This window comes from Clostridium nigeriense (assembly GCF_050585265.1).
Taxonomy (GTDB): domain Bacteria; phylum Bacillota; class Clostridia; order Clostridiales; family Clostridiaceae; genus Clostridium; species Clostridium nigeriense_B.
Map to the genome: position 1 here is coordinate 284358 of NZ_JBNOOE010000002.1, position 22130 is coordinate 306487.

Sequence of the window (22130 nt, forward strand, 5' to 3'; positions counted from 1 at the left end):
TAAAAGATATGTTAACTAAAGCAATAAGCAAAATAAATAGGGGGTAAATTTTAATGAAAAGAAATAAGTTAAAGGGAATAATAGGTATAGCATTAGCTGTAAGTTTGGGGTCTAATTCTTTAATCTATGCAAAAGCTAATACAACAGATAATTCAGAATATGCAAAATTATTAAGTAGTATAAAGAAGGGAAATTTAATTGAAGAAGCAAGTAGTGCTTCAAAAATTTCAACAGATATAGATTTAGAATCTGATGAGGTTGTTTCGGTTATCGTAGAGTTTGTAAGTGAACCATTGGCAGTAAGTAATGAAAAATCATTATTTAAGTTGTCTGAATCAAAGGTAGAAAGAGACCATAGAGTATTTGAAACTTTTTTAGGTAATATGCCGCAAACTTATAGTGATACAAAAATGGAAATAAAAGAAGAGTATTACACTGTGTTTAATGGTGTAGCAATGAATATAAAATCTAGTGAATTGGAAGCTTTAATAAAGTGTGAAGTTGTTAAGAAGATTCATAAAGATTATGAAGTTAGGTTAGAAAATGTAGATGATGAAGGTGTAGAAGATGAGTCTAGTTCTACTTCAAATGAAATTGAAGAGATTGAAAGTACTGAGCCTATAATAGAGGAAAATGAATTAACAAATGAAATAGAAATAGGAATAGAGGGAAATGAAGTTGAGGAGATAATTAAATCGGAAGAAGAGAAATCTGAAGAGATAATTAAATCAGAAGAAGATAAGCATGAAGCAGTATCAAATGAAATATCACCTCTTATGATGGATTCAGTGCCATTTTTAGATATTGATGATTTACATGAAGATGGTGTAAAAGGTGATGGAGTTAAGGTTGGTGTATTAGATACTGGTATAGATTATAATCATCCAGATTTAACTGATGCATATAGAGGATTTACATCAAATGATGGGGATGCTAATAATCAAGATATAGAGTCTATTAAAGGTTGGGACTTTATAGATAATGATGCTGATCCTATGGAAACAACTTATAGTGACTGGAAGGAAAGTGGGCAGCAAGAGTTTGATTATTATGGGAATGCATATTATACATCTCATGGAACTCATGTTTCAGGAACTATAGCGGGTCAAGCAGCCAATACTGAAACTGATAATGCAGTGCTTGGAGTTGCTCCAAATGTTGAACTGTATGGATACAGGGTTTTAGGGCCAAGAGGTTCAGGTGCTACTTCAGGAATAATAGCAGGTATTGAAAAAGCTGTTAATGATGGAATGGATGTAATAAATATGTCACTGGGTGATGCAGGTACTACAGATCCATTTAGTCCTATGGTAACAGCTGTTAATAATGCAACTTTAGCAGGGGTTGTAACAGTAATTGCAAATGGTAATTCAGGACCAAGTGCAGCAACGTCATCAGCTCCAGGAACAGCTCAATTACCAATTACTGTAGGAGCAAGTTCTGTAGATTATAAAGTTGATGCTTATAAAATAGCTTTAAATGGCTTAGAAATAAATTCACAAGTTATGGTTAAAAACTTAGAAGTTCCATTTTCAGCTTTTGAAAATACAGAGTATGAAGTAGTTTATTGTGCCTTAGGAAGTGAAGAAGAATTTAACGAATTAGATGTAGAAGGTAAGGTTGCTTTAATTGATAGAGGAACATCAACATTTGTTCAAAAATTACAAAATGCCAAAGCTGCAGGTGCTGCTTTTGTAATTATAGCAAATAATGTTACAGACTCAACTATGCCATACATTGGAGAAAGTACAAGCTTAAATACTCTAGCTTTATCACTAGAAGATGGAAAAGTTTTAAAAGAAAATTTAGATAAGAAGATTACAATAACAGCATCAGGTAGTTTTATTGTTGAAGGTGATAAATTAACAGATTTTAGCTCTGCAGGCCCAGTTAAGAGAACTTATGAAATAAGACCAGATGTTGTAGCACCAGGTTCACAAGTATTCTCTACAGTTCCAGAATATATAAATGATAAAAATGAAGATGAGGACAATTATAAAGTAGCCTATGAAAGAATGAGTGGAACATCCATGGCAGCACCACATGTAGCTGGTATAGCAGCATTAATTCTTCAAGCTAATCCAGATTATACTCCAGAGGATGTAAAAGCAGCAATAATGAACACTTCCGAAAAGATTATTAAAGAAGATGGTAGTGATTATAGTGTTCATCAAATAGGTGCTGGAAGAGTTAATCCATATGAAGCAGTTTATGAGGATGTTTCATTTAAAGCAGAATATGAAGTTATAGCTGGAGAAAAAAGTGAAAAGTATGATAATGTAACAGGCATGCTTTCTTATGGAAAAGTGTATAAGAACGAAGATAATTCTAAGGATACAGAGAAGGTAATTCCAGTTACAGTTAGCAATAATTCAAGTGAAAGAAAAACCTATAATGTATCAGTCCATTATTCTAATAGTGATAGAGCAGTATCAGCAGAAGAAAATAATGTTAAATTAAATGTTTTAGATAAAATAACATTAGATCCAGGAGAAAGTAAGGGTTTTGATGCAGAAATAATTTTACCTGGTAGTGCAAGTAATGGAACTTATGAAGGGTATATTTTATTTCAAGATACAGCTAGTAATGAAGATTATCAAATGCCATTTAGTGCAACATTATCAATAGAAGGATTTAGCATATTAGATTATCCATCTATGTATGAAGGGGTATCAAAGGGGCTATCAGCATTTAATACATCATCTTTATTTAATAAGAGCGAGTATACTTTTTTTGCAGGTAGTGATATTACAGTTACTATGGCTGTAAGTGAACCAGTATCAGTAATTCATACTTTTATTAAAGATAAGACTACAGGAGAATATATTGGACACGCTGGAAGTCAAGATGGTAGTTGGATTCCAGAAGATTATGAGGTGTTAATTCCAAATATTATGCCAGGTGGATTAGTGTCTAAAATAGTTAATGGAAATGTTACTGGAGAAAAGATTGCAGTTCAAAATGGAATATATGATTTAGAAGTTGTAGTTGAAACTTATGAAGGAAAGACTTTCTCAAAAACTATACCTATGGCAGTAATAAATGATACAAACTCTGATGAACTTACTTTTAATTTTAATGAGGGAATAATAGAAGTAACTGATGATTTATATTCTTCAGAGGTTTGGTACGATGGTGAAGAGCATGAAGGTATTTGGATAAAAGCTAATGTATTTAATGAATATGTAGATAAATTGAAGAATGAATATGGTCTAGATTATTTAAAGCAAGAAGAATTAAATGGGTTATATGCAAATGGATATTATCCAAATGGTAAGAGAATAGCTATGAGTGTTATGGCAAAGGAAAATGGAGATGTAGTAATAGCAGGAATAGAAAAAAATGACTTGAAAGATGGTTTCTTTAAGGTTAAGTTAGAATATGCTAATGCTGCAACAGTAACGGATATACCACATAATTTTATATTTGTGAATAAGGATACTCAATATTTATCATTAGATACAAATCTTGAAAGAGTTACTGAAAATGATAGCTTAATTGCAAGTATTTCTTTAAATAATGCAAAGGATGTTACTGAAGGTACTTTTGTTATTGAGAATTATGGAAATGCAGATTTGGGGATAGAATCAGTAACTCCAACTAAGGAATTAAAAGCTATATTAAATGAAAATAAAGAGTCTATAGATATAAACTTTGAAGAAATTTCAACTGATAATGGAGGACAAGCATTTCAAATATCATTTAAATTAGATGGCAAAAATATTATTGGCTTAAATGATAGTGTTAAATTATTTGATGTTAATTATAAGGTTAATAGTCTTGAGGGAATAGAAGAAGACTTAATAGATGATGAACAATTTAGATATATGAATTTAAGAGGTATTAGTGGAGAATTTAAAAATTCTAGTGGAGATTTAGTTAATGTTCAAGTTGGGACTATGGATAAAAATTTATTAATCGAATCTACTGAAAAAACTTTAATTTATGGTACAACAATTACTTACACTAGAGGTATGAGTGATGCTAAAGTTTATGCTATTGATCCAGATGGAAATAAATATGAGCCAACTTACTTTATGTTTGATGAAATGCTTGAAAGAGGACATTTATTTGCATTTAATGATCTTCCTATAATTGAAGGAAATTATAAAATTATACTAGAGACTCCAGGAGGCTTTGATAGTATTGTTGATGTACCAGGAAGTAGATTAAATAAGGACGATGAGAGAATAGGAAATATATTCGCAATAACAAGCTATTCATTTACATCTTCAACTCCATTACAATCTAAATTAGGTGATGTTAACGAAGATGGAGCCATAGATATTCTTGATGCTGTTGAAATTGCTAAGGTATATGTACCTACAATTTTTGATGATGAAATGCTTTCTAGTGAGGCTAGTGAAATTTCAGAAGAAAGAGTTGCTGCTGATTTAACTCAAGATGGAATAGTTAACTATATTGATATGAATGCAGTTATAGAAAACTATCTAATGAAGGATTATTTAAATGAAGGTGCTAAGGAACCACAGGAAGTTTATAATGGAAATGATCTTTATGATATACTTGAAGAATGTGGATATTTTGATGAGCAGCCAGAGCTTAATGTTACTTTAGAAGCGGATAAATATGAATTAAAAGCAGGAGAAACATTAAATCTTACAGCTACTCCACCAACAGATGAAGTAGAATTTGAATATGAATTCTCAGTAAGAGGGCAAAATGATGATGAGTGGACAGTTATTCAAGATAGAAGTGATAATAGAAGCACTTCTTGGACACCAGAAGAAGCTGGAAGCTACGCTGTTAAGGTTAGAATTTTCTATGATGAAATTAGCTATATATGGCAAGATAATAAGATAGTTACTGTAAATAAAAATGATGTTGTTGATCCTGAAGAACCAGAAAATCCAGGAGATGGAGATGATAACGGTAATAACAATAATGGTAATAACCCACAAAATCCAGATGATAATAATGGAAGTAGTGATGGCAATAATGATGGAATAGATAAACCATCTATTGATATAAAACCAGATGATACAAATAAGCCAACAACTGATAATGGAAAGTTACCACAAACAGGAGGGGCTAGTTCATTAATGACATTAATACTTGGAGTAGGTACTACTATAGGGGGAGCAATAGCATTTAAAAAGAAAAAATAAATTAAATATAAAGAAAATTTTTATATTTAAATTCTTAATTAGGGTTGTCTGAGTGACAGCCCTTTCTTCATTTAAATAGTTTTTAAATTTAGTTTATAAATTATAAGAGTATAAATAATTTAAAAAAATAAATTTATAATTTATGCAACACTTTAATATATTTATTTGTATATAAGATAGAGTCAAAAAAATGGCTATAATATTTTATAGAATAAGGAGTGTTATGATATGAAAAGATTTATTATTGGTGCATTATGTGGAACTATGGTTCTATCACTTGTTGCTTGTGGGAAAAGTAATATAAAAATAGAAGATAAGAATACAAATGAAATTATTGGTGAAAATTCCGTAGAGATTCCAAGTCCTTTTAAAGAGTGAGAAACACTTCAGGAAGCTGAGACTATAGTTGGATTTAAAGCAAATATACCTACAAAACTTCCAGAAGGTTATGTTCAAGATTCTATTTCTGTTATAGATAATTATTTTATACAAGTTATATATTTAAATGGGGAAAATGAAATATGTTTCCGTCAGGAAAAAGGAGAAGAAGATATTAGTGGAGATTATAATGAATATAATGAAATAAAAACTTATGCAGTAGATTCTAATAGTATTATATTAAAAGGAAATGATGGATTATATAGTCTTGCAATATGGAAAGATGATACTTTTTCATATGCAGTGCAAGTAGATATTGCTATTTCAGAAACTGACTTATATTCTATTATAGAATCAATTAAATAGGAGCTGTCGCACAATGAAAAATTAAGAATTAATTTTAAATTCTTAGTTAAGTCTATTTGTGCGACAGCCCCTTATTTATGGTAATTAAGATTTTCATGTAATCTTATATTTTCTAGATAGTCATTAGTTCCATTTTTCTATTATTAAAATAGACTCCCTTTAAACCTAATTCATCTATGAATTTTAAAGCAATATCGAAGTTCTTGTATATATTTAAGTGACTATGTGCATCTGAACCTAAGGTAACATATTTTCCACCTAAATCTTTATAAAGTTTGTAGATATCCTTTAATGCTAGTTGAGCTTCAGGGATATGAAGTCTTGAGGTATTTAGTTCTATTACTTTGCCTTTATTCAATAATGTAGAAAATATTGCAGAAATAATATCTTTATACTCTGAAACTAATATTTCTTTATTATCAAAGGAGCAGTATCTGCAAGGATAATCTATATGGGATAATGAATCAAAATTATTGTAAATCTCCACACATTTTAGCATATCTTCGAAATAATAATTGAAGTAATCTTTTTTTGTGTAGCCTTGATGTATATATTCTGCGTATATATCCAAGCCTTTGACTGCATGTATAGAACCTAACACAAAGTCAAAATCATAATTTGCAGCTATATTTTCATTTTCTATAAGTGTAATTTCTGTTAATCCTATTTCAATTCCTAGTTTAACTTTATTAGATCTATATTTTTCATATTCATTAAAATAACTTGGAATATTAAATTTAAACTCCTCTTTAATTGGATAGTCTAAATCCATATGGTCAGTAATTATTATTCCTATATTTTTTTCTTTTCCAATAGTAATTGCATCTAATATATTCATTTTGCTATCACTAGAAAATTTTGAGTGCATGTGGCTATCAAAAATCATATTAATCCCTCCTTATAATTTTAAATTATAACATATATATGTTAAATTTTGACTATATAAAATATCTTGATTAATATCATTATTAAATATAAAATAAAGATATTTGAAAAAAATGATAAGGCAGATAAAGCCTTGATTAATATTACTTTTGAATATAAAATTAAATAAAAATATAGGGAAAAGGTGTGTTTATATGAAAAAATTATTTCAAGTACAAAATTTAGTATTCTATAAAGAAGATTTTTTAGATAATATAGATCAATATGAAGATGTTATTTCTATTATCCAAGAACTTAGTCCTAAGCTAAAGTATGAAGAAATAGAAGTAGTTGAAGCAAATGATTGTTGTGAAGCTACTAAAAGAAATTATATAATTGAAATTCAAGGATTTTTAAATGAAAATGATGATTTCTTTACTAGGGAAGAGGTTGAATTATTAAGTAAAGTAGGTTCACCATCAAGTAAATTAGGATCACTAGGAATGCTAGATTTATTTGTTATCAGAGTATACAAATGCTTAAATTGTAATAAATGGATAATAGATATTTTAGAATAAAGGATGGAAAGGTATTGGAGAAATTAAAGAAGTTAGTAAGAGGTTTTAATGAAAATTTTAAATTATTAATAAAGGATATTAGCAATTTAACCTTTAAAAATTTAAAAGATTTTATAAAGAAAAGAAAAGTATTAATTTCAGTAAGTCTTTTATTAATATTTGTTATTATTGTTTTTGGTGTAAGTAAATATAATTCTTCAAAAAGCATAGTACTAAAGAATTTAGAAATTGCTTTAAAAGAAAATAAACCAGAGAAAATTTATAAAGAAATTAAATTGGATGGTAATAAAATAAGTAAAAATGATTTTGAACCCTTAACTGAATATTATTCAGAAAATACAACAAAAGTAGATAATATTATTAAAAATTTAAAATCTAATGGTGAAAGTGGATATTTTAGTTTAATTAATGATAAAATACTATTTTTCGACAATTATTATATTGAGATAAAACCAGCTTCTGTAGAAATAACTACTAATTTTGATGAAACTAAAGTATATATAAATGGAATTAAATTTGAAGAAACTAATATGAAAAGAAACTTAATTCCTGGGAAATACTTAATAAAGGGTGAATTAGAAACTTTATATGGAGTAATTGAAGAAGAAAAAGAAGTATATATAATGGAAGATTTTACTTACAACTTAAATATGCCTGCTATCAATATAAATTTGACGTCTAATTTTGAAGATGCAAAAGTTTTTATTAATGATAAATATATTAATAAAAGTGTGAAGGATATACAAAAATATGGCCCTATACCCTTAAATCAGGAAATAAATATTCAGTTAGAAAGGGAATTTCCTTGGGGAATATTAAAAAGTGATAAGGTTACTATTGGTACTTTACCGAATATAAATATAGATATAAATATGGTTAATGACAATTTAATAGATGAGGTTAATAAATCTTGTAACAGTTTTTATACTAGTGTGTTCAATGCGTTAAATAATTCAGATTACTCTTTAATAGAGAATTCTAGAGATGATGCAAAAAGTAAAATTTATGACAGTATAAAAAAGGAAAGCTTATTTTTAAAGAATAACTATGAACTTAATAATTTAAATACTGAAATTAAAAGTAGTGAGTTTTATTATGAAGATGGTATTTATAAGGGGAATATAGTAATTAAATTAAACTACAATATAAGTAAAAAATTACTTCCATTTATAGATAATAATGTGGAGGAAATGTTCTTAACTCAAATTGAATTTGAAAATAATCAATGGATTATAGTTGATGTACAAAAGTTTACTTTAGAATAACTTTCAAGGGGGATGGCTATGAATAGAATTTTAAAGGTAATAACACTAACTATTACGGTAGTCTTTTCAGCGAATATTATAGCCTTTGCAGAATCAACTTCATCTTTACAAGATAAGATTGATCAAAATAAAAATGAGATCGATAATTTAGAAGATGCAAAAGACGAGGTTAATAGTGAAATAGATAGTCAAAATAGCGAGCTTCAAGGAATATTAGATAAAATTGATGAAAAAAGTAAGGAGCTAGAGGCAGCGAAGGAAGAAGTAAATTATTATCAATCAAAGATTGATGAAGTTCAAGAAGAGATTGATATAATAAATAATAAAATAGTTAAATCTGAAAATGAGATTGCTAGTAAAGAAAATTTAATTGTTGAAAAAGAAAATGAGCAAATTAAATTAAAAGAAAACATAGATAGAAGGCTTGTGAGTTACTATAAAATGGATGTAGCGACTCAGTACATATATTTAATATTAAAAAGTGAAGATATTTTATCCTTATTTAATAACATACAAAGCGTTTTTAGAATAATTAATTTAGATAGAACATTAGCTCAGAAAGCAAAAGATTTACAGGAACAATTAGAAAGCGAAAAAAATGAAATTGCTAAAGAGTTAGAAAATATAGAAAATAATAAAAAGGAAGTTGTATCAAGACAGGATGAATTAAAAGAGGCTCAAAAGGAATATTTAGCAAAGGAAGAATATCATCAAAGTCAAATGAATGAACTTCGTGAATTGGAATCCACAAAATCAGGAATAATTGCATCGTTAACAGATAAACAACAGGAGTTAGCAGATCAAATTGGAGATTTAGTTGCATATAATCAAGAGCTTCAGCAGGAGTTAGATAAAATTTTTGCAGACATAAATAATAATAGTAATAATAATTCTGGAAGTGATGGAGACAGTTCAGATTCTAGTGGTAATAATGATTCAGATGATAGTGGAAGTAGTGGTGTTCCTGGTGATCCAAGCACTGAAACCTTTTTAAGACCAGGTTCAGGAGTTGTTACAGATAATTATGGACCAAGAATTAATCCTGTAACTGGAGAGGCTGGTTTCCATACAGGTATTGATTTAGGTGATCCATATGGAGCTCCAGTTGCAGCATCTAAAAGTGGAGTAGTAGTATATTCAGGATGGATTAGTGGATATGGTAATACGATAATTCTAGATCATGGTAATGGAGTTCAAACTCTTTATGCTCATAATAGTGAATTACTTGTAGGTGTAGGAACAACAGTTTATAGAGGACAAACTATTGCCAAGGTTGGGTCAACTGGAATGAGTACAGGCCCTCATATTCATTGGGAAATAAGAATTAATGGACAACATATAGATCCATCGCCATATGTATAGACTAAATACATAATATTAAAAATGTAGATTTTTATAAAAAGGCCTAAGGGCCTTTTTATTTATGTAATTTTATAGGGATTTTAGATGAGATAGCATAAGTGTCTAAATATAAGATAAAGAAAAAGGTACGTCTATTATAAGTTCCTAAAGAGTAAAAAAACCTGCACAAAATCTTTGCACAGGTTAAAGGGTTTTATGTTCATTTAAGAAAGGGAATAAATGAACATATGTGGGGTTTTATTAAAACTGTTAAAAATATTAACAGTAGTATGGGCTATTTACTTTAAATTTCATTATGTAAAATATATAATAAATGTAAATTTATTATATTATAATTATATTATATTTGGTCAAAAAAACAAATAGTTTTTATAAAAAAAATCGAAGCTTATAATATTTTAATAGAATATATCAGTTTATAGTATATAATAAAATTAAAAAAACTTAAAAATAAATAAAATATATGGAGATTTACTCAAAATACAGTATATAATATAAATTGAGGTGATTTAAATGTTAAATATTAAGACTGAAGATTTATTGAAGGCTACGCCAGAATATGAATCATACGATAAAAATGAAGCAAAGCTAACAGTAGAAGAGCTAAGGGAGAATGGTCTTATAAAATGTGGGGGATGTTGTAGTACAAAAGGCGGTTCATGTGGCTGTGGAAGCAGAAAATAATAATTAAATGAACTTGTTTCAATAAATATATTAGTTGATGCTTTTAATATATAATGATTAATTTTTAGGAGGTAATTAGGTGTGAAAAAACCTAGCATATTCAGTAGAGACTATGAGAGACAGATGAAAAAAAGAAGAAAAAGAATAGCTCTAATATCAATTTTAGGGATTTTCTTTATTGGATTTTTATTTATGAAGATAGCAATGAGTAGTGTAAATATGGATACATTAAAAAATAGAGTACAAAATTGGATTGATGAAGATAAAGTAATGCCTGAAGAAAATGCTACTGATATTGAAGAAGAAAATAATTCAGAGGAAGAAGCACCTAAGGAGCCAGAGGAACCAGAAAGTAAGACTATGGATTTAGTAGTTAGAGATGGCATTATATTAAAGGCAGAATATGAAGAAGTTAATGGTGTAGTTAAGTTTAAGGGGATAGAAGATGCTCCAAGTAATATTTATTACACTTTAAATCCAGATAAAAATTTAGTATTAACTATTGATGAAAATCAAGATATGAAAATATTTAATGTTGATGCAAAAGAAGTGAATATAACAAAAGATAGCTATACAGCTCCAAATGGAGAGATTTTTAATAAAACATCAATTTTACAAACATATAATGGATACCTATGGAATGTAGAGGCTAAGTTTATTGATAATACTACTGTTGCATATATTAGTAATGTACCTTATTTTGGATATGATTTAAATAAGTACATTTGGGTAGTAAATTTAAATAATAATAGCCATACAACTTTATGGAATTCTAAGGGGAAGGAAATAAAATTTGGTGATATCAAAGAAAAAGGTTTAGAAGTTACTATAGATGGAAATGTTAAATATATAAACTCAGGTGGAGAGCTAATAAATTAAAGAAAAATAAATGAACAAATATTTGAAAGTAATTGATATTATATGGTATAATATCGTAGTTATATCAATTATGATAGTATCTTACTATTTTAGGAGGAAAGAATACGATGGAAGCTAAAATGGAAAAAATAGAGAAAAACCTTGTTAAGTTCGAAATAACAGTTGAAGCTGCTAAGTTTCAAGATGCTATAAAGAGAGCTTATAATAAAAATGTTAAAAACTTTAATGTGCCAGGATTTAGAAAAGGAAAAGTTCCTATGGCTATAGTTAAAAAGTATTATGGAGTAGGAGTATTAATGGAAGATGCAATTAACTTTGCAATAGAAGGTTCATATTCAAAGGCATTAGAAGAAAATAACATAACTCCAGTTGACTATCCACAAATAGACATAGTAACTGCAGAAGAAGGAAAAGATTTCGTTTATACTGCAGAAGTAACTGTTTATCCAGAAGTTGAATTAGGAGAATACAAGGGCTTAAAAGTTGAAAAGCCATCTTATGAAGTAACTGAAGAAGATGTAGAAGCAAAATTAAAAGAAATGCAAGAAAAGAATGCAAGAATTGAAACTAAGGAAGACGGAGAAGTAGCTACTGGTGATACAGCAGTTATTGACTTTAAAGGCTTTATTGATGATGTAGCTTTTGAAGGTGGAGAAGGTAAAGACTATTCACTTGAAATAGGTTCAGGTACTTTCATAGATAACTTTGAAGATCAATTAGTTGGCTCAAAAGCAGGAGATAAGGTAGAAGTTAATGTAACTTTCCCTGAAAACTATGGAAGAGAAGAATTAAACAATAAGAAAGCTAAATTCGAAGTTTTAGTTAAAGAAATTAAGGTTAAAGAATTACCAGAAATAGATGATGAATTTGCTAAAGAAACTTCTGAGTTTGATACATTAGCTGATTTAAAAGCTGATATAATTAAGAAGATGGAAGAAGCAAATGCAGATAGAGCTGAAAAAGAATATGAAGATGCTATAATAAAAGCTGTAGTTGAAAATGCTAAGGTAGAAGTACCAGCAGTTATGATTGAAAAAGAAATAGATACTATGGTTAAAAACTTAGAGCAAAGACTTCAATATCAAGGATTAAACTTAGAACAATACTTCCAATTCACTGGAACAGATGAAGCTAAGATGAGAGAATACATGAAGGAAAATGCTGAAGTAAAAGTTAAAACAGACTTAGTATTAGAAGCTGTTGAAAAAGCAGAAAACATAGATGTAACTGAAGAAGAGCTAAAAGAAAAAGCAACAGAAGTTGCAAAGATGTATTCAGCTGGTGAAGATGAAAAAATGGTAGATTTATTATTAAATAGCCAAAAGGCTGCTTTAACTGTTGATGTTAAAGTTTCAAAAACAATAAAATTATTAGTAGAAAATAATAAATAAGAGAAAAATGTAATTGCCAGAATTTTATTCTGGCAATTATTTCAAATAACCATTAACAAAATAAACAAAATTATATATAATTTAATATAATTAGTTTTTTAATAATATGGATATATTATAAAAGAAGGTAAATTATAGAGAAGGAGGGAATAAAAATGAGTTTAGTTCCTATGGTAGTAGAACAAACTAGTAGGGGAGAAAGATCTTACGATATTTTTTCAAGATTATTAAAAGATAGAATAATAATGCTAAGTGGAGAAATTAATGATACTGTATCTAACTTAGTAGTTGCACAATTATTATTTTTAGAAAGTGAAGATCCAGATAAAGATATTTATTTATACATAAATAGTCCAGGAGGATCAATAACTTCAGGTATGGCTATTTATGATACAATGCAATATATTAAACCAGATGTTTCAACTATATGTATAGGTATGGCAGCATCAATGGGGTCATTCTTGCTTTCATCTGGAGCAAAAGGAAAAAGATTTGCATTACCAAATAGTGAAATTATGATTCATCAGCCATTAGGTGGTTTCCAAGGTCAAGCAACTGATTTTGATATTCACGCTAAAAGAATATTAAAGATTAAAGAATCTTTAAATAAGATTTTAAGTGAAAATACTAATCAATCATTAGAAAAAATTAAGGCAGACGTTGAAAGAGATTACTTTATGTCAGCAGATGAAGCTATGAATTATGGGTTAGTAGATAAAGTAATTACTAAAAATGAAAAAGGTAGTGACGAAAAATAGTTCTATCTAAACCTAAGTGAGGTGAATTTATGGCTAAATATGATGAAAAGAAACAATTAAAATGCTCTTTTTGTGGCAAAAATCAAGAGCAAGTTAAAAGATTAATAGCTGGTCCAGGAGTATATATTTGTGATGAATGTATAGATCTTTGTTCAGAAATAATCGCAGATGAATTTGAAGATAGTATTGAATTAGACACAACAAGTGTACCTAAACCAAATGAAATAAAGAATTATTTAGATCAATATGTAATAGGTCAAGAAAAGGCTAAAAAGTCTTTATCTGTTGCAGTTTACAATCACTATAAAAGAATAAATTCAAATTTAGTAGATGATGAAATTGAGCTTCAAAAAAGTAATATCTTATTATTAGGTCCAACAGGATCAGGAAAAACTTTACTAGCTCAAACATTGGCTAAATTTTTGAATGTTCCTTTTGCAATTGCTGATGCTACAACATTAACTGAAGCTGGATATGTAGGTGAAGATGTAGAAAATATATTATTAAAGCTAATACAAAATGCTGATTATGATATAGAAAGAGCAGAAAAAGGAATTATTTATATAGATGAAATAGATAAGATTGCAAGAAAATCAGAGAATCCATCTATTACAAGAGATGTATCAGGAGAAGGAGTTCAGCAAGCATTATTAAAGATACTTGAAGGAACTACTGCTTCAGTTCCACCACAAGGCGGAAGAAAGCATCCTCATCAAGAGTTCTTACAAATAAATACTTCAAATATACTATTTATTTGTGGCGGAGCCTTTGATGGAATAGATAAAATAATTGAAAAGAGAACTGAAAAGAGTTCTATAGGATTTGGAGCTAATATAACTTCTAAGCACACTAAAGACGTTGGTAAACTACTTCAAGATATAATGCCTGGAGATTTATTGAAATTTGGACTTATACCTGAATTTGTAGGTAGATTACCAGTTGTTGTAACTTTAGAATCTTTAGATAGTGATGCATTAATAAATATATTAACTCAACCTAAAAATGCATTAGTGAAACAATATAGAAAATTATTTGAAATGGATAATGTTGAATTAAGTTTCACATCTGAATCTTTAAAGGCTATAGCAGATGAAGCTATAAAGAGAAAAACTGGAGCAAGAGGATTAAGATCAATAGTTGAGGAATTAATGACAGAGGTTATGTTTGATATTCCATCAGATGAGGCTATATCTAAGGTTATTATTAACGAAAATTGTATATCTGAAAAGAAGAATCCAGAAGTAGTTAGATTGCCAGAAGGTGAAGTAAGACCACAATTAAAAGCTAAAAAAGTGAAAAAAAGAAAAGGCATTGAAACTGCTTAACATAAAAACATCTTATTGTTATTTTTAACTTTAAGATGTTTTTATTTTTTTATCTTAAAGAAAAATCATGGAAATTTACCCTTTTTTTATAGAATATTTAATTTGCATTAAGTTAATAATATTTATATGACTAAAAAGAAGGGAGGACGCATTTACTTTAGAAAGTTAATGCAAAGAATATGACTGAAATATTAGTGATATTACAAATAACAACTATGTTACTCTTTATTTACTATATGGTTAATAATAATAAGGGGCATAACGCTAATAAGGTTGTGATTGAAAGAGAAAATATAAAGGAAATGGATAAGTTAAGAAAAATGAGAAGTATTCAATTAACTCAACCATTAACTGAGAAAAGTAGACCAGCTAGTTTCGATGAGATTATAGGTCAAGAGGAAGGAATTAAAGCTCTTAAGGCTGCTTTATGTGGACCTAATCCACAACATGTTATAATATATGGACCTCCAGGGGTAGGGAAAACCGCAGCAGCAAGATTGGTTTTAGAAGAAGCTAAGAAGTATAATAAATCACCATTTAAACAAGATGCAAAATTTATAGAAATAGATGCAACTACCATTAGATTTGATGAAAGAGGAATTGCAGATCCTTTAATTGGTTCAGTTCATGATCCAATATATCAAGGGGCTGGATCCTTAGGCATAGCTGGTATTCCGCAGCCAAAACCAGGAGCTGTAACAAAGGCTCATGGCGGAATTTTATTTATGGATGAAATAGGTGAATTACACCATATAGAGTTAAATAAATTATTAAAGGTATTAGAAGATAGAAAAGTATTTTTAGACAGTGCATATTATAGCAGTGAAAATCCAAATATGCCTGACTATATAAGAGAAATTTTTGATAATGGATTACCAGCAGATTTTAGATTAATTGGAGCAACTACTAGAAGTCCAGAAGAAATAGTTCCAGCAATAAGATCCAGATGTGTTGAAATATTCTTTAGATCTCTTCACACAGATGAAATTAAAATTATTGCTAAAAATGCTGCCTCTAAGGTTGGATTAAGTATAAAGGATGAATCTTTAAATTTGCTATCTCAATATTGTACTAATGGGAGAGATGTAGTTAATTTAGTTCAGCTTTCATCTGGGGTTGCTATAAATGAAAATAGAACTGATATTGATATAGATGATATTCAATGGGTAATAGAAAATGGTAACTATACACAAATACCAGATAAAAAAATTAAAGAAAAGCCAGAAGTTGGAGTAGTTAATGGATTAGCTGTTCATGGTGCTAATATAGGAATACTAATGGAAATAGAAGCAACAGCAAAGCAAGTTAATCATAGACCTGGTACCTTAAAAGTTACAGGAATTGTTGAAGAAGAAGAAATAAGTAGTAGCAATAGAAAGATTAAAAGAAAAAGTACAGCGTATTCATCAATTCAAAATGTATTTACAGTGTTGAATAATATATTTGATTTAGAGTGTGAAAGTTATGATATACATATAAATATTCCTGGTGGAATGCCAGTAGATGGACCTTCAGCTGGAGTAACTATTGCAACTGCTATATACAGTGCTATAAATAAATTGAAAATTAGTAATAAGATAGCAATGACAGGTGAAATAAGTTTATTAGGAGAAGTAAAGCCAATTGGAGGAGTTAATGCTAAGATATCTGCGGCAAAAAAAGCAGGAGCTAATAGAGTTATAATACCTATTGAAAATTGGAAAGAAAGTTTTTCAAATTTAGAAGGTATTAAAGTTATAGCAGTTAAAAATTTAAAAGAAGTAATAGATGAAGCAATTTATAAGGAAAGTTTGGGAGATAATATATTAATAAATAATAATTTAGATATATTATCAGCTAAATCTGAGGAGTAACATTGAGAATCTGTTGTTATACAACAGATTTTTTCTATTTTCTTCAATAAATAAAAATTTTATTTGATTTTCATTGCTAAATTTTATCTATGTATTATAATATTAGTAAAAACTATGTATAATTAGTATATAATAATTATTATCTATTAATGAAATATGCTTAAATATATGAGTTTAAAATAGATTGAAAAATAATAATTTTATGTGTATACTAATAAAGTTATACAATTAAAACAAGGAGGATGGGAATAATGAGTGAAAGTTTTATGACTCTACCTTTAATTCCTTTAAGAGGAATTAGTATCTTTCCTAATATGATAATACACTTTGATGTAGGAAGAGAAAAATCTAGAGAGGCTATAGAAATAGCCATGGAAAATCAAACTGAGATTTTCTTATCAACTCAAAAAGATTATGAAATTGAAGATCCTAAATTTGAAGATATATATGAAATTGGAACTATATGTACAATAAAGCAAATAATAAAGTTACCGAATGATGTTATAAGAGTATTAGTAGAAGGACTAGATAGAGGTAGATTAACAGGTTTAAATATTAAGGATGAATACTTAGAAGCAGAAGTAGAAAAAATAGAAGAAGCTTCTAATGATGAGTATGAAGATATAGAGGCATATGTAAAATTATTAAGAGAAAACTTTAGTAAATATATTAAAGCTTCTGGAAATATGAGAAATAATGTTGTTTCTATATTTGATACTATAGAGAATTATAGTGAGCTTGCAGATGTAGTAGCTTCTTATGTAATTGTAGATGAAGAAAAGAAACAAGAAATTCTTCAAGAAATAGATTGCATTAAGAGAATCGAAAAACTGTTAGTGATTATTGAAAAAGAAATAGACATACTAAATGTTGAAAGAAAAATAGGTAAGAAGCTTAAGGAAAGTGTTGATAAATCACAAAGAGAATATTATATAAGAGAGCAAATAAGAGTCCTTCAAGAAGAAATTGGAGAAGATGACGAAGATAAGAGGGAAATTGCTAGGTATGAGGAAAAAATAAAGAAAGCTAAGTTGCCTAAATATGTTAGAGAGAAGGCTGATAGTGAGCTAAATAGATTAAGAGCTGCAGCAGGTCAAGGTTCAGAAAGTAATGTAATAAGAACTTATCTAGATTGGATATTAGATATTCCTTGGAGTAAATCTACAAAGGATAATTTTGACATAAAAGAAGCTGAAGAAATTCTAGATAAAGAGCATTATGGATTAGAGGAAGTAAAGGAAAGAATTATTGAATATTTAGCAGTTAAACAATATACAAATAGTTTAAAAGGACCTATATTATGTTTAGTTGGGCCTCCTGGAGTAGGTAAAACTTCTATCGCTAAATCAATAGCACATGCAACAAATAGAAAATATACAAGAATGTCACTTGGTGGTGTTAGAGATGAAGCTGAAATAAGAGGACATAGAAAAACTTATGTTGGTGCTATTCCAGGAAGATTAGCATATGCATTAAAAGAAGCTAAGGTTAATAATCCTCTTGTATTATTAGATGAAATAGATAAACTTGGATATGATAATAGAGGAAATGTTGCTGATGCCCTTCTAGAAGTTTTAGATAGTGAACAAAATAATACATTTAGAGATCACTATTTAGAATTAGATATGGATTTATCTAAGGTTTTATTTATAACTACTGCGAATTCATTAGATACAATACCTGCACCACTTTTGGATAGAATGGAAATAATAGAAGTATCAGGATATACTTATGAAGAAAAATATCATATTGCAAAGGGTTATTTAATACCAAAGTTATTAAAGGATCATAAGTTGGAGGAAGGTCAGTTTAAAATATCTGAAGCTGCTATTAAGGAAGTTATAAACTCTTACACAAGGGAAGCTGGAGTAAGAAGTTTAGAAAGAGTACTAGGAAAAATTATAAGAAAATCTATAACAGAAATGATTAAAAATAATAAAAAGTCTATTTCCATAAATGCAAATAGATTAGAAAAGTACTTAGGAAATAAAATTTTTACATTTGATGTTAAAGATAAAGAAGATAGAGTTGGTGTAGTTAAAGGAATGGCATGGACAGCTGCTGGTGGAGATACATTACCAGTTGAATCAGTAACTATGAAAGGTACTGGAAAGTTAACATTAACCGGTCAACTTGGAGATGTAATGCAAGAATCTGCTAAGATAGCTTTCGGATTTGTAAGAGCAAATGCAAGTAAATATGGAATAAAAGAAGATTTTTATAAAAATACTGATATTCATATACACTTTCCTGAAGGAGCTATTAAAAAGGATGGACCTTCAGCTGGTGTTACAATAATTACTTCAATAGTTTCTGCATTAACTAATAAGAAAGTTAGAAGCAATGTTGCTATGACTGGAGAGGTTACATTAACAGGAAGGGTTTTAGCTATAGGGGGATTAAAAGAAAAGTCTATAGCAGCCTATAGAGCAGGAATTGATACTATTATAATTCCTAAGGAAAATGAAAAAGACATTAATAAGATACCTGATGTGGTTAAAAATAAGCTTAATATTATTGCAGTTGATCATGTTAATGAGGTATTAAATAAAGCTATAATTGGAGTTGATACTATTGTATAAAATTAAAAATTCAGATTTTGTTACATCTGCAGTTAAAAAAGATCAATATCCTACAACTGGACTTTCAGAAATTGCTTTTGTAGGTAGATCAAATGTTGGAAAAAGTTCTATTATCAATGCTTTAACTAATAGAAGAAAGTTAGCTAAAGTAAGTCAGACCCCTGGAAAAACTAGACTTATTAATTTTTTCATAATTAATAATGATGAATTTTATTTAGTCGATTTACCTGGATATGGATATGCTAAGGTATCTAAAACTGAAAAGGCTAGTTGGGGTAATACAATTGAAACTTATTTAAGTGGACGTAGTGAATTAAAAAGGGTAGTATTATTAGTAGATTCAAGACATAAACCAACTGCAGATGATATACAAATGCATGAATGGATTAAATTTTATGGATATGATGAAGTAATTATAGCTACAAAAAGTGATAAATTATCCAATAATGAATTAAGAAAAAGCGAGAAAATAATTAGAGATACTTTAAAATTAACAAAAGAAGATACATTATACTTCTTTTCTTCAGTAAATAAAAAAGGAAAAGATGAATTAATTGATAATCTTTTTGCACCATTAGTTGAAAATAAATAGTATAAAGAGTTGTGTACTTAAATAATTAGTGCACAGCTCTTTTTTTGATTAAAAATTTTATAATATTACAATAAAAAACAGTGGCAATTATTATTCGAGGGAATATCATATAGTATAAAACAAAAAAAACTAAAAATCCCAAGGAGGAGTAAGTTATGGAAATGAATGAAATTCTAAATGGTTTAAATTCATGTGGATGTAATGATGATATTGCACCTAACTGTCCACCTCAAACAAATGCACCATGTAATAACGGTGGATTTGGCTTTGGTGGAAGTTGGATTTGGATCTTATTAATCCTATTCTACAGCGGCGGATTTGGCGGCGGATTTGGTGGTAACAGAGGAAGAAGAATGTGTTGCTGTAAGAAGGAACGTAAACGCGATTGCTGTTGTAAAGAAGTTGATTGTTGTGATGGATACGATGGAGGTAGTGGAGGATTAGGTAATTGTACACCTTATCTATTCTTATTAGTAATCCTATTCCTTTGTAATGGTTCAAACTTTGGAAACTGTGGAAACTTTGGATGTGGAAATTTACTTGGCGGATTCTGCTAATATAAATTAGAAAGGAGAGAAGATCATGTCAAAGAAAAAACATTGTCGTGAAAGAAAAGATGATAATTATTGCTGCGAGCCAATGTGCTGTGAACCAGTAGGAAATTCTTGCTGTGGAACTGGAAATATATTTGGTGGATTAAATAGTTGCATTACACCAATTATATTCTTATTAATAGCATGTGGTTCTGGTTTATTGAATAGTAACTGCTCAGTTCTAATAATATTATTATTCTTACTATGTGGAGGTTGTTTCGGAAATATATTCGGCGGAGACGGCTACTAATAATAGTATAGAGGATGGAGGGCTATGCCCTCCAAAAAAATACCCTAAATTATAAGCAAAAATAATTTTTTTACATATAATAAAGCAACAGAAATATAATAGGAGGAGCCTTAATGTCTAAAAGAAAGAGAAGGCGCAGAGAGGAAAGAAGAAGTAGTGAGACTTCTAATAACCTAGGGAATAATGTGCCTTTTGGTATAAATCCAGCGCAACTTATGAGTCTATTAGGAGGTAATGTAGACTTTAATCAAATTGGAAATATGCTGTCATCTATGAAGATAGATGGCTTAGATTTAAATAATTTTAACTTAAATCAAGGAAATAGCAATCAGCCTAATAGAAATGAGTTTAATTTTGGACCATTACAAGGAATGATGAATAATCTAGGATTAGGGAATATAAATATGCAAGGTAGTAATAATGGAGTCTTTAATTCTGAAGATAATAATGCACATATTGAAGATATTGAAAAAGAAAATTTTGATGAAGAAGTTAATAGTGAAATTAAAGAGGATTTAATGGAAGAAGATTTTCTTGAAGATGATGAGAACATACAAATGTTAATAGCTATAAAAAGTATAGTTGATTATAAAAAAGCAATGTTTATAGATAAAGTTATTGAAGCTTATAATAAAGGATATTTTAAATGAAAAATAATTGTATAAAAAAAGAGAGGGGAGTTAATACTATAACTGTACCGGAGAAGTATTCTCCTATAGCAAACGTAGAGTAATCTTCGTTTAAGCTAAAACCCCCCCATCCCCCTTTTAGGCCGCTATTTTAGCGGCCTTTCAATTACAAAGAAAATAAGCTAGAAATTGATTAAATTCCTAGCTTGTTTATTATTTGCAGTTTTTGCATAATCCATAAAAGAAAATTCTATTTGATAAAACTCTGTAATCTGAGCACTCCTCAGCAGTATGATTAAGAGTAGAAAATGAAATATTTTCCAAATCAGAAACCTTACTACAGCTTATACACTGAATATGAGCATGTTCGTTTTGATTAGCATCATATCTGAAATTTCCTTCTCCAACATTAATCTCTTGAACTAATCCAACCTCTACTAAAGTTTTTAGGGCCTTATATACTGTAGCTAAACTCATAGTAGGATACTCAGGTTGAAGTGATTTATATATAATCTCTGCAGAAGGATGTTCGTCTGTACTCATTAAATACTTATAAACTGCTAATCTTTGAGGAGTAAGTTTTAATTTCTTTTCTCTGAAGATAGAAGTTATATTTTCCATAATACACCATCCTTTTCCTATTGTTATCACA

At 28.8% G+C, this 22130-nt stretch carries 19 protein-coding genes; 17 read left to right on the plus strand and 2 right to left on the minus strand.

Annotated features, from left to right (window positions below; genetic code table 11):
* The first annotated feature begins 53 nt into the window (after window positions 1–53).
* The 3 genes from ACQPVP_RS03025 (at window position 54) to ACQPVP_RS03035 (ending at window position 5873) form a co-directional block, all read left to right on the plus strand.
* The gene (locus tag ACQPVP_RS03025; RefSeq protein ID WP_430847101.1) at window positions 54–5129 is read left to right on the plus strand and encodes a S8 family serine peptidase; all 5076 of its coding nucleotides are present in this window, start codon (window positions 54–56) and stop codon (window positions 5127–5129) included.
* A 228-nt stretch (window positions 5130–5357) separates the two neighbouring features.
* A complete protein-coding gene (locus tag ACQPVP_RS03030; protein WP_430847103.1) occupies window positions 5358–5507 on the plus strand; it encodes a hypothetical protein in 150 nt (49 codons plus the stop codon).
* Window positions 5508–5552: 45 nt separating this feature from the next.
* Window positions 5553–5873, plus strand: coding sequence for a DUF4367 domain-containing protein (locus ACQPVP_RS03035; RefSeq protein ID WP_430847314.1), 321 nt, complete (start codon window positions 5553–5555; stop codon window positions 5871–5873).
* Between the two features lie 112 nt (window positions 5874–5985).
* Here ACQPVP_RS03035 and ACQPVP_RS03040 read toward each other — a convergent pair whose 3' ends face one another.
* A complete protein-coding gene (locus ACQPVP_RS03040; protein WP_430847105.1) occupies window positions 5986–6759 on the minus strand; it encodes a histidinol phosphate phosphatase in 774 nt (257 codons plus the stop codon).
* A gap of 193 nt (window positions 6760–6952) precedes the next feature.
* On the opposite strand from ACQPVP_RS03040, the gene ACQPVP_RS03045 reads away from it, so the two are divergent.
* From ACQPVP_RS03045 to ACQPVP_RS03110, 14 genes are all read left to right on the plus strand, one after another.
* Window positions 6953–7315: a hypothetical protein gene (locus tag ACQPVP_RS03045; RefSeq protein ID WP_430847107.1), complete on the plus strand. Its 363-nt coding sequence runs from the start codon at window positions 6953–6955 to the stop codon at window positions 7313–7315.
* A gap of 14 nt (window positions 7316–7329) precedes the next feature.
* Entirely contained in the window at window positions 7330–8580 is a 1251-nt protein-coding gene (locus ACQPVP_RS03050; protein WP_430847109.1) for a TcaA 3rd/4th domain-containing protein, read from the plus strand.
* Between the two features lie 18 nt (window positions 8581–8598).
* Window positions 8599–9942, plus strand: a complete 1344-nt coding sequence (locus tag ACQPVP_RS03055; RefSeq protein WP_430847111.1) for a murein hydrolase activator EnvC family protein — start codon at window positions 8599–8601, stop codon at window positions 9940–9942.
* Between the two features lie 513 nt (window positions 9943–10455).
* Window positions 10456–10626: a hypothetical protein gene (locus ACQPVP_RS03060; protein ID WP_430839639.1), complete on the plus strand. Its 171-nt coding sequence runs from the start codon at window positions 10456–10458 to the stop codon at window positions 10624–10626.
* Between the two features lie 81 nt (window positions 10627–10707).
* On the plus strand, window positions 10708–11505 hold the full coding sequence (locus tag ACQPVP_RS03065) for a hypothetical protein (RefSeq protein ID WP_430847113.1): 798 nt from the start codon (window positions 10708–10710) through the stop codon (window positions 11503–11505).
* Window positions 11506–11612: 107 nt separating this feature from the next.
* The gene (tig, locus tag ACQPVP_RS03070) at window positions 11613–12896 is read left to right on the plus strand and encodes a trigger factor (RefSeq protein ID WP_430847115.1); all 1284 of its coding nucleotides are present in this window, start codon (window positions 11613–11615) and stop codon (window positions 12894–12896) included.
* A gap of 155 nt (window positions 12897–13051) precedes the next feature.
* Complete coding sequence (gene clpP, locus ACQPVP_RS03075; RefSeq protein WP_430847117.1) at window positions 13052–13654, plus strand: ATP-dependent Clp endopeptidase proteolytic subunit ClpP; 603 nt, start codon at window positions 13052–13054, stop codon at window positions 13652–13654.
* Between the two features lie 29 nt (window positions 13655–13683).
* Window positions 13684–14979, plus strand: a complete 1296-nt coding sequence (gene clpX, locus ACQPVP_RS03080) for an ATP-dependent Clp protease ATP-binding subunit ClpX (RefSeq protein ID WP_430847119.1) — start codon at window positions 13684–13686, stop codon at window positions 14977–14979.
* A gap of 179 nt (window positions 14980–15158) precedes the next feature.
* Window positions 15159–16832, plus strand: a complete 1674-nt coding sequence (gene lonB, locus ACQPVP_RS03085) for an ATP-dependent protease LonB (protein ID WP_430847121.1) — start codon at window positions 15159–15161, stop codon at window positions 16830–16832.
* Between the two features lie 251 nt (window positions 16833–17083).
* On the plus strand, window positions 17084–19414 hold the full coding sequence (lon, locus tag ACQPVP_RS03090) for an endopeptidase La (protein ID WP_430847123.1): 2331 nt from the start codon (window positions 17084–17086) through the stop codon (window positions 19412–19414).
* On the plus strand, window positions 19407–20006 hold the full coding sequence (yihA, locus tag ACQPVP_RS03095) for a ribosome biogenesis GTP-binding protein YihA/YsxC (RefSeq protein ID WP_430847125.1): 600 nt from the start codon (window positions 19407–19409) through the stop codon (window positions 20004–20006). The genes lon and yihA overlap by 8 nt, the downstream gene beginning before the upstream one ends.
* 155 nt (window positions 20007–20161) lie before the next feature.
* The gene (locus tag ACQPVP_RS03100; protein WP_430847127.1) at window positions 20162–20563 is read left to right on the plus strand and encodes a hypothetical protein; all 402 of its coding nucleotides are present in this window, start codon (window positions 20162–20164) and stop codon (window positions 20561–20563) included.
* Between the two features lie 25 nt (window positions 20564–20588).
* Complete coding sequence (locus ACQPVP_RS03105; protein WP_430847129.1) at window positions 20589–20849, plus strand: hypothetical protein; 261 nt, start codon at window positions 20589–20591, stop codon at window positions 20847–20849.
* 113 nt (window positions 20850–20962) lie between these two features.
* Window positions 20963–21499: a hypothetical protein gene (locus ACQPVP_RS03110; RefSeq protein WP_430847131.1), complete on the plus strand. Its 537-nt coding sequence runs from the start codon at window positions 20963–20965 to the stop codon at window positions 21497–21499.
* A 192-nt stretch (window positions 21500–21691) separates the two neighbouring features.
* Here the strand turns inward: ACQPVP_RS03110 and ACQPVP_RS03115 are convergent, their stop codons facing one another.
* The gene (locus ACQPVP_RS03115; RefSeq protein ID WP_430847133.1) at window positions 21692–22099 is read right to left on the minus strand and encodes a Fur family transcriptional regulator; all 408 of its coding nucleotides are present in this window, start codon (window positions 22097–22099) and stop codon (window positions 21692–21694) included.
* Between the last annotated feature and the right edge of the window lie 31 nt (window positions 22100–22130).

Coding starts and splice junctions, on each gene's coding strand:
- ACQPVP_RS03025 (WP_430847101.1), top strand. CDS start 54: ATGAAAAGAAATAAGTTAAAGGGAATAATAGGTATAGCATTAGCTGTA.
- ACQPVP_RS03030 (WP_430847103.1), top strand. CDS start 5,358: ATGAAAAGATTTATTATTGGTGCATTATGTGGAACTATGGTTCTATCA.
- ACQPVP_RS03040 (WP_430847105.1), bottom strand. CDS start 6,759: ATGATTTTTGATAGCCACATGCACTCAAAATTTTCTAGTGATAGCAAA.
- ACQPVP_RS03045 (WP_430847107.1), top strand. CDS start 6,953: ATGAAAAAATTATTTCAAGTACAAAATTTAGTATTCTATAAAGAAGAT.
- ACQPVP_RS03055 (WP_430847111.1), top strand. CDS start 8,599: ATGAATAGAATTTTAAAGGTAATAACACTAACTATTACGGTAGTCTTT.
- ACQPVP_RS03060 (WP_430839639.1), top strand. CDS start 10,456: ATGTTAAATATTAAGACTGAAGATTTATTGAAGGCTACGCCAGAATAT.
- tig (WP_430847115.1), top strand. CDS start 11,613: ATGGAAGCTAAAATGGAAAAAATAGAGAAAAACCTTGTTAAGTTCGAA.
- clpP (WP_430847117.1), top strand. CDS start 13,052: ATGAGTTTAGTTCCTATGGTAGTAGAACAAACTAGTAGGGGAGAAAGA.
- clpX (WP_430847119.1), top strand. CDS start 13,684: ATGGCTAAATATGATGAAAAGAAACAATTAAAATGCTCTTTTTGTGGC.
- lonB (WP_430847121.1), top strand. CDS start 15,159: ATGACTGAAATATTAGTGATATTACAAATAACAACTATGTTACTCTTT.
- lon (WP_430847123.1), top strand. CDS start 17,084: ATGAGTGAAAGTTTTATGACTCTACCTTTAATTCCTTTAAGAGGAATT.
- ACQPVP_RS03100 (WP_430847127.1), top strand. CDS start 20,162: ATGGAAATGAATGAAATTCTAAATGGTTTAAATTCATGTGGATGTAAT.
- ACQPVP_RS03105 (WP_430847129.1), top strand. CDS start 20,589: ATGTCAAAGAAAAAACATTGTCGTGAAAGAAAAGATGATAATTATTGC.
- ACQPVP_RS03110 (WP_430847131.1), top strand. CDS start 20,963: ATGTCTAAAAGAAAGAGAAGGCGCAGAGAGGAAAGAAGAAGTAGTGAG.
- ACQPVP_RS03115 (WP_430847133.1), bottom strand. CDS start 22,099: ATGGAAAATATAACTTCTATCTTCAGAGAAAAGAAATTAAAACTTACT.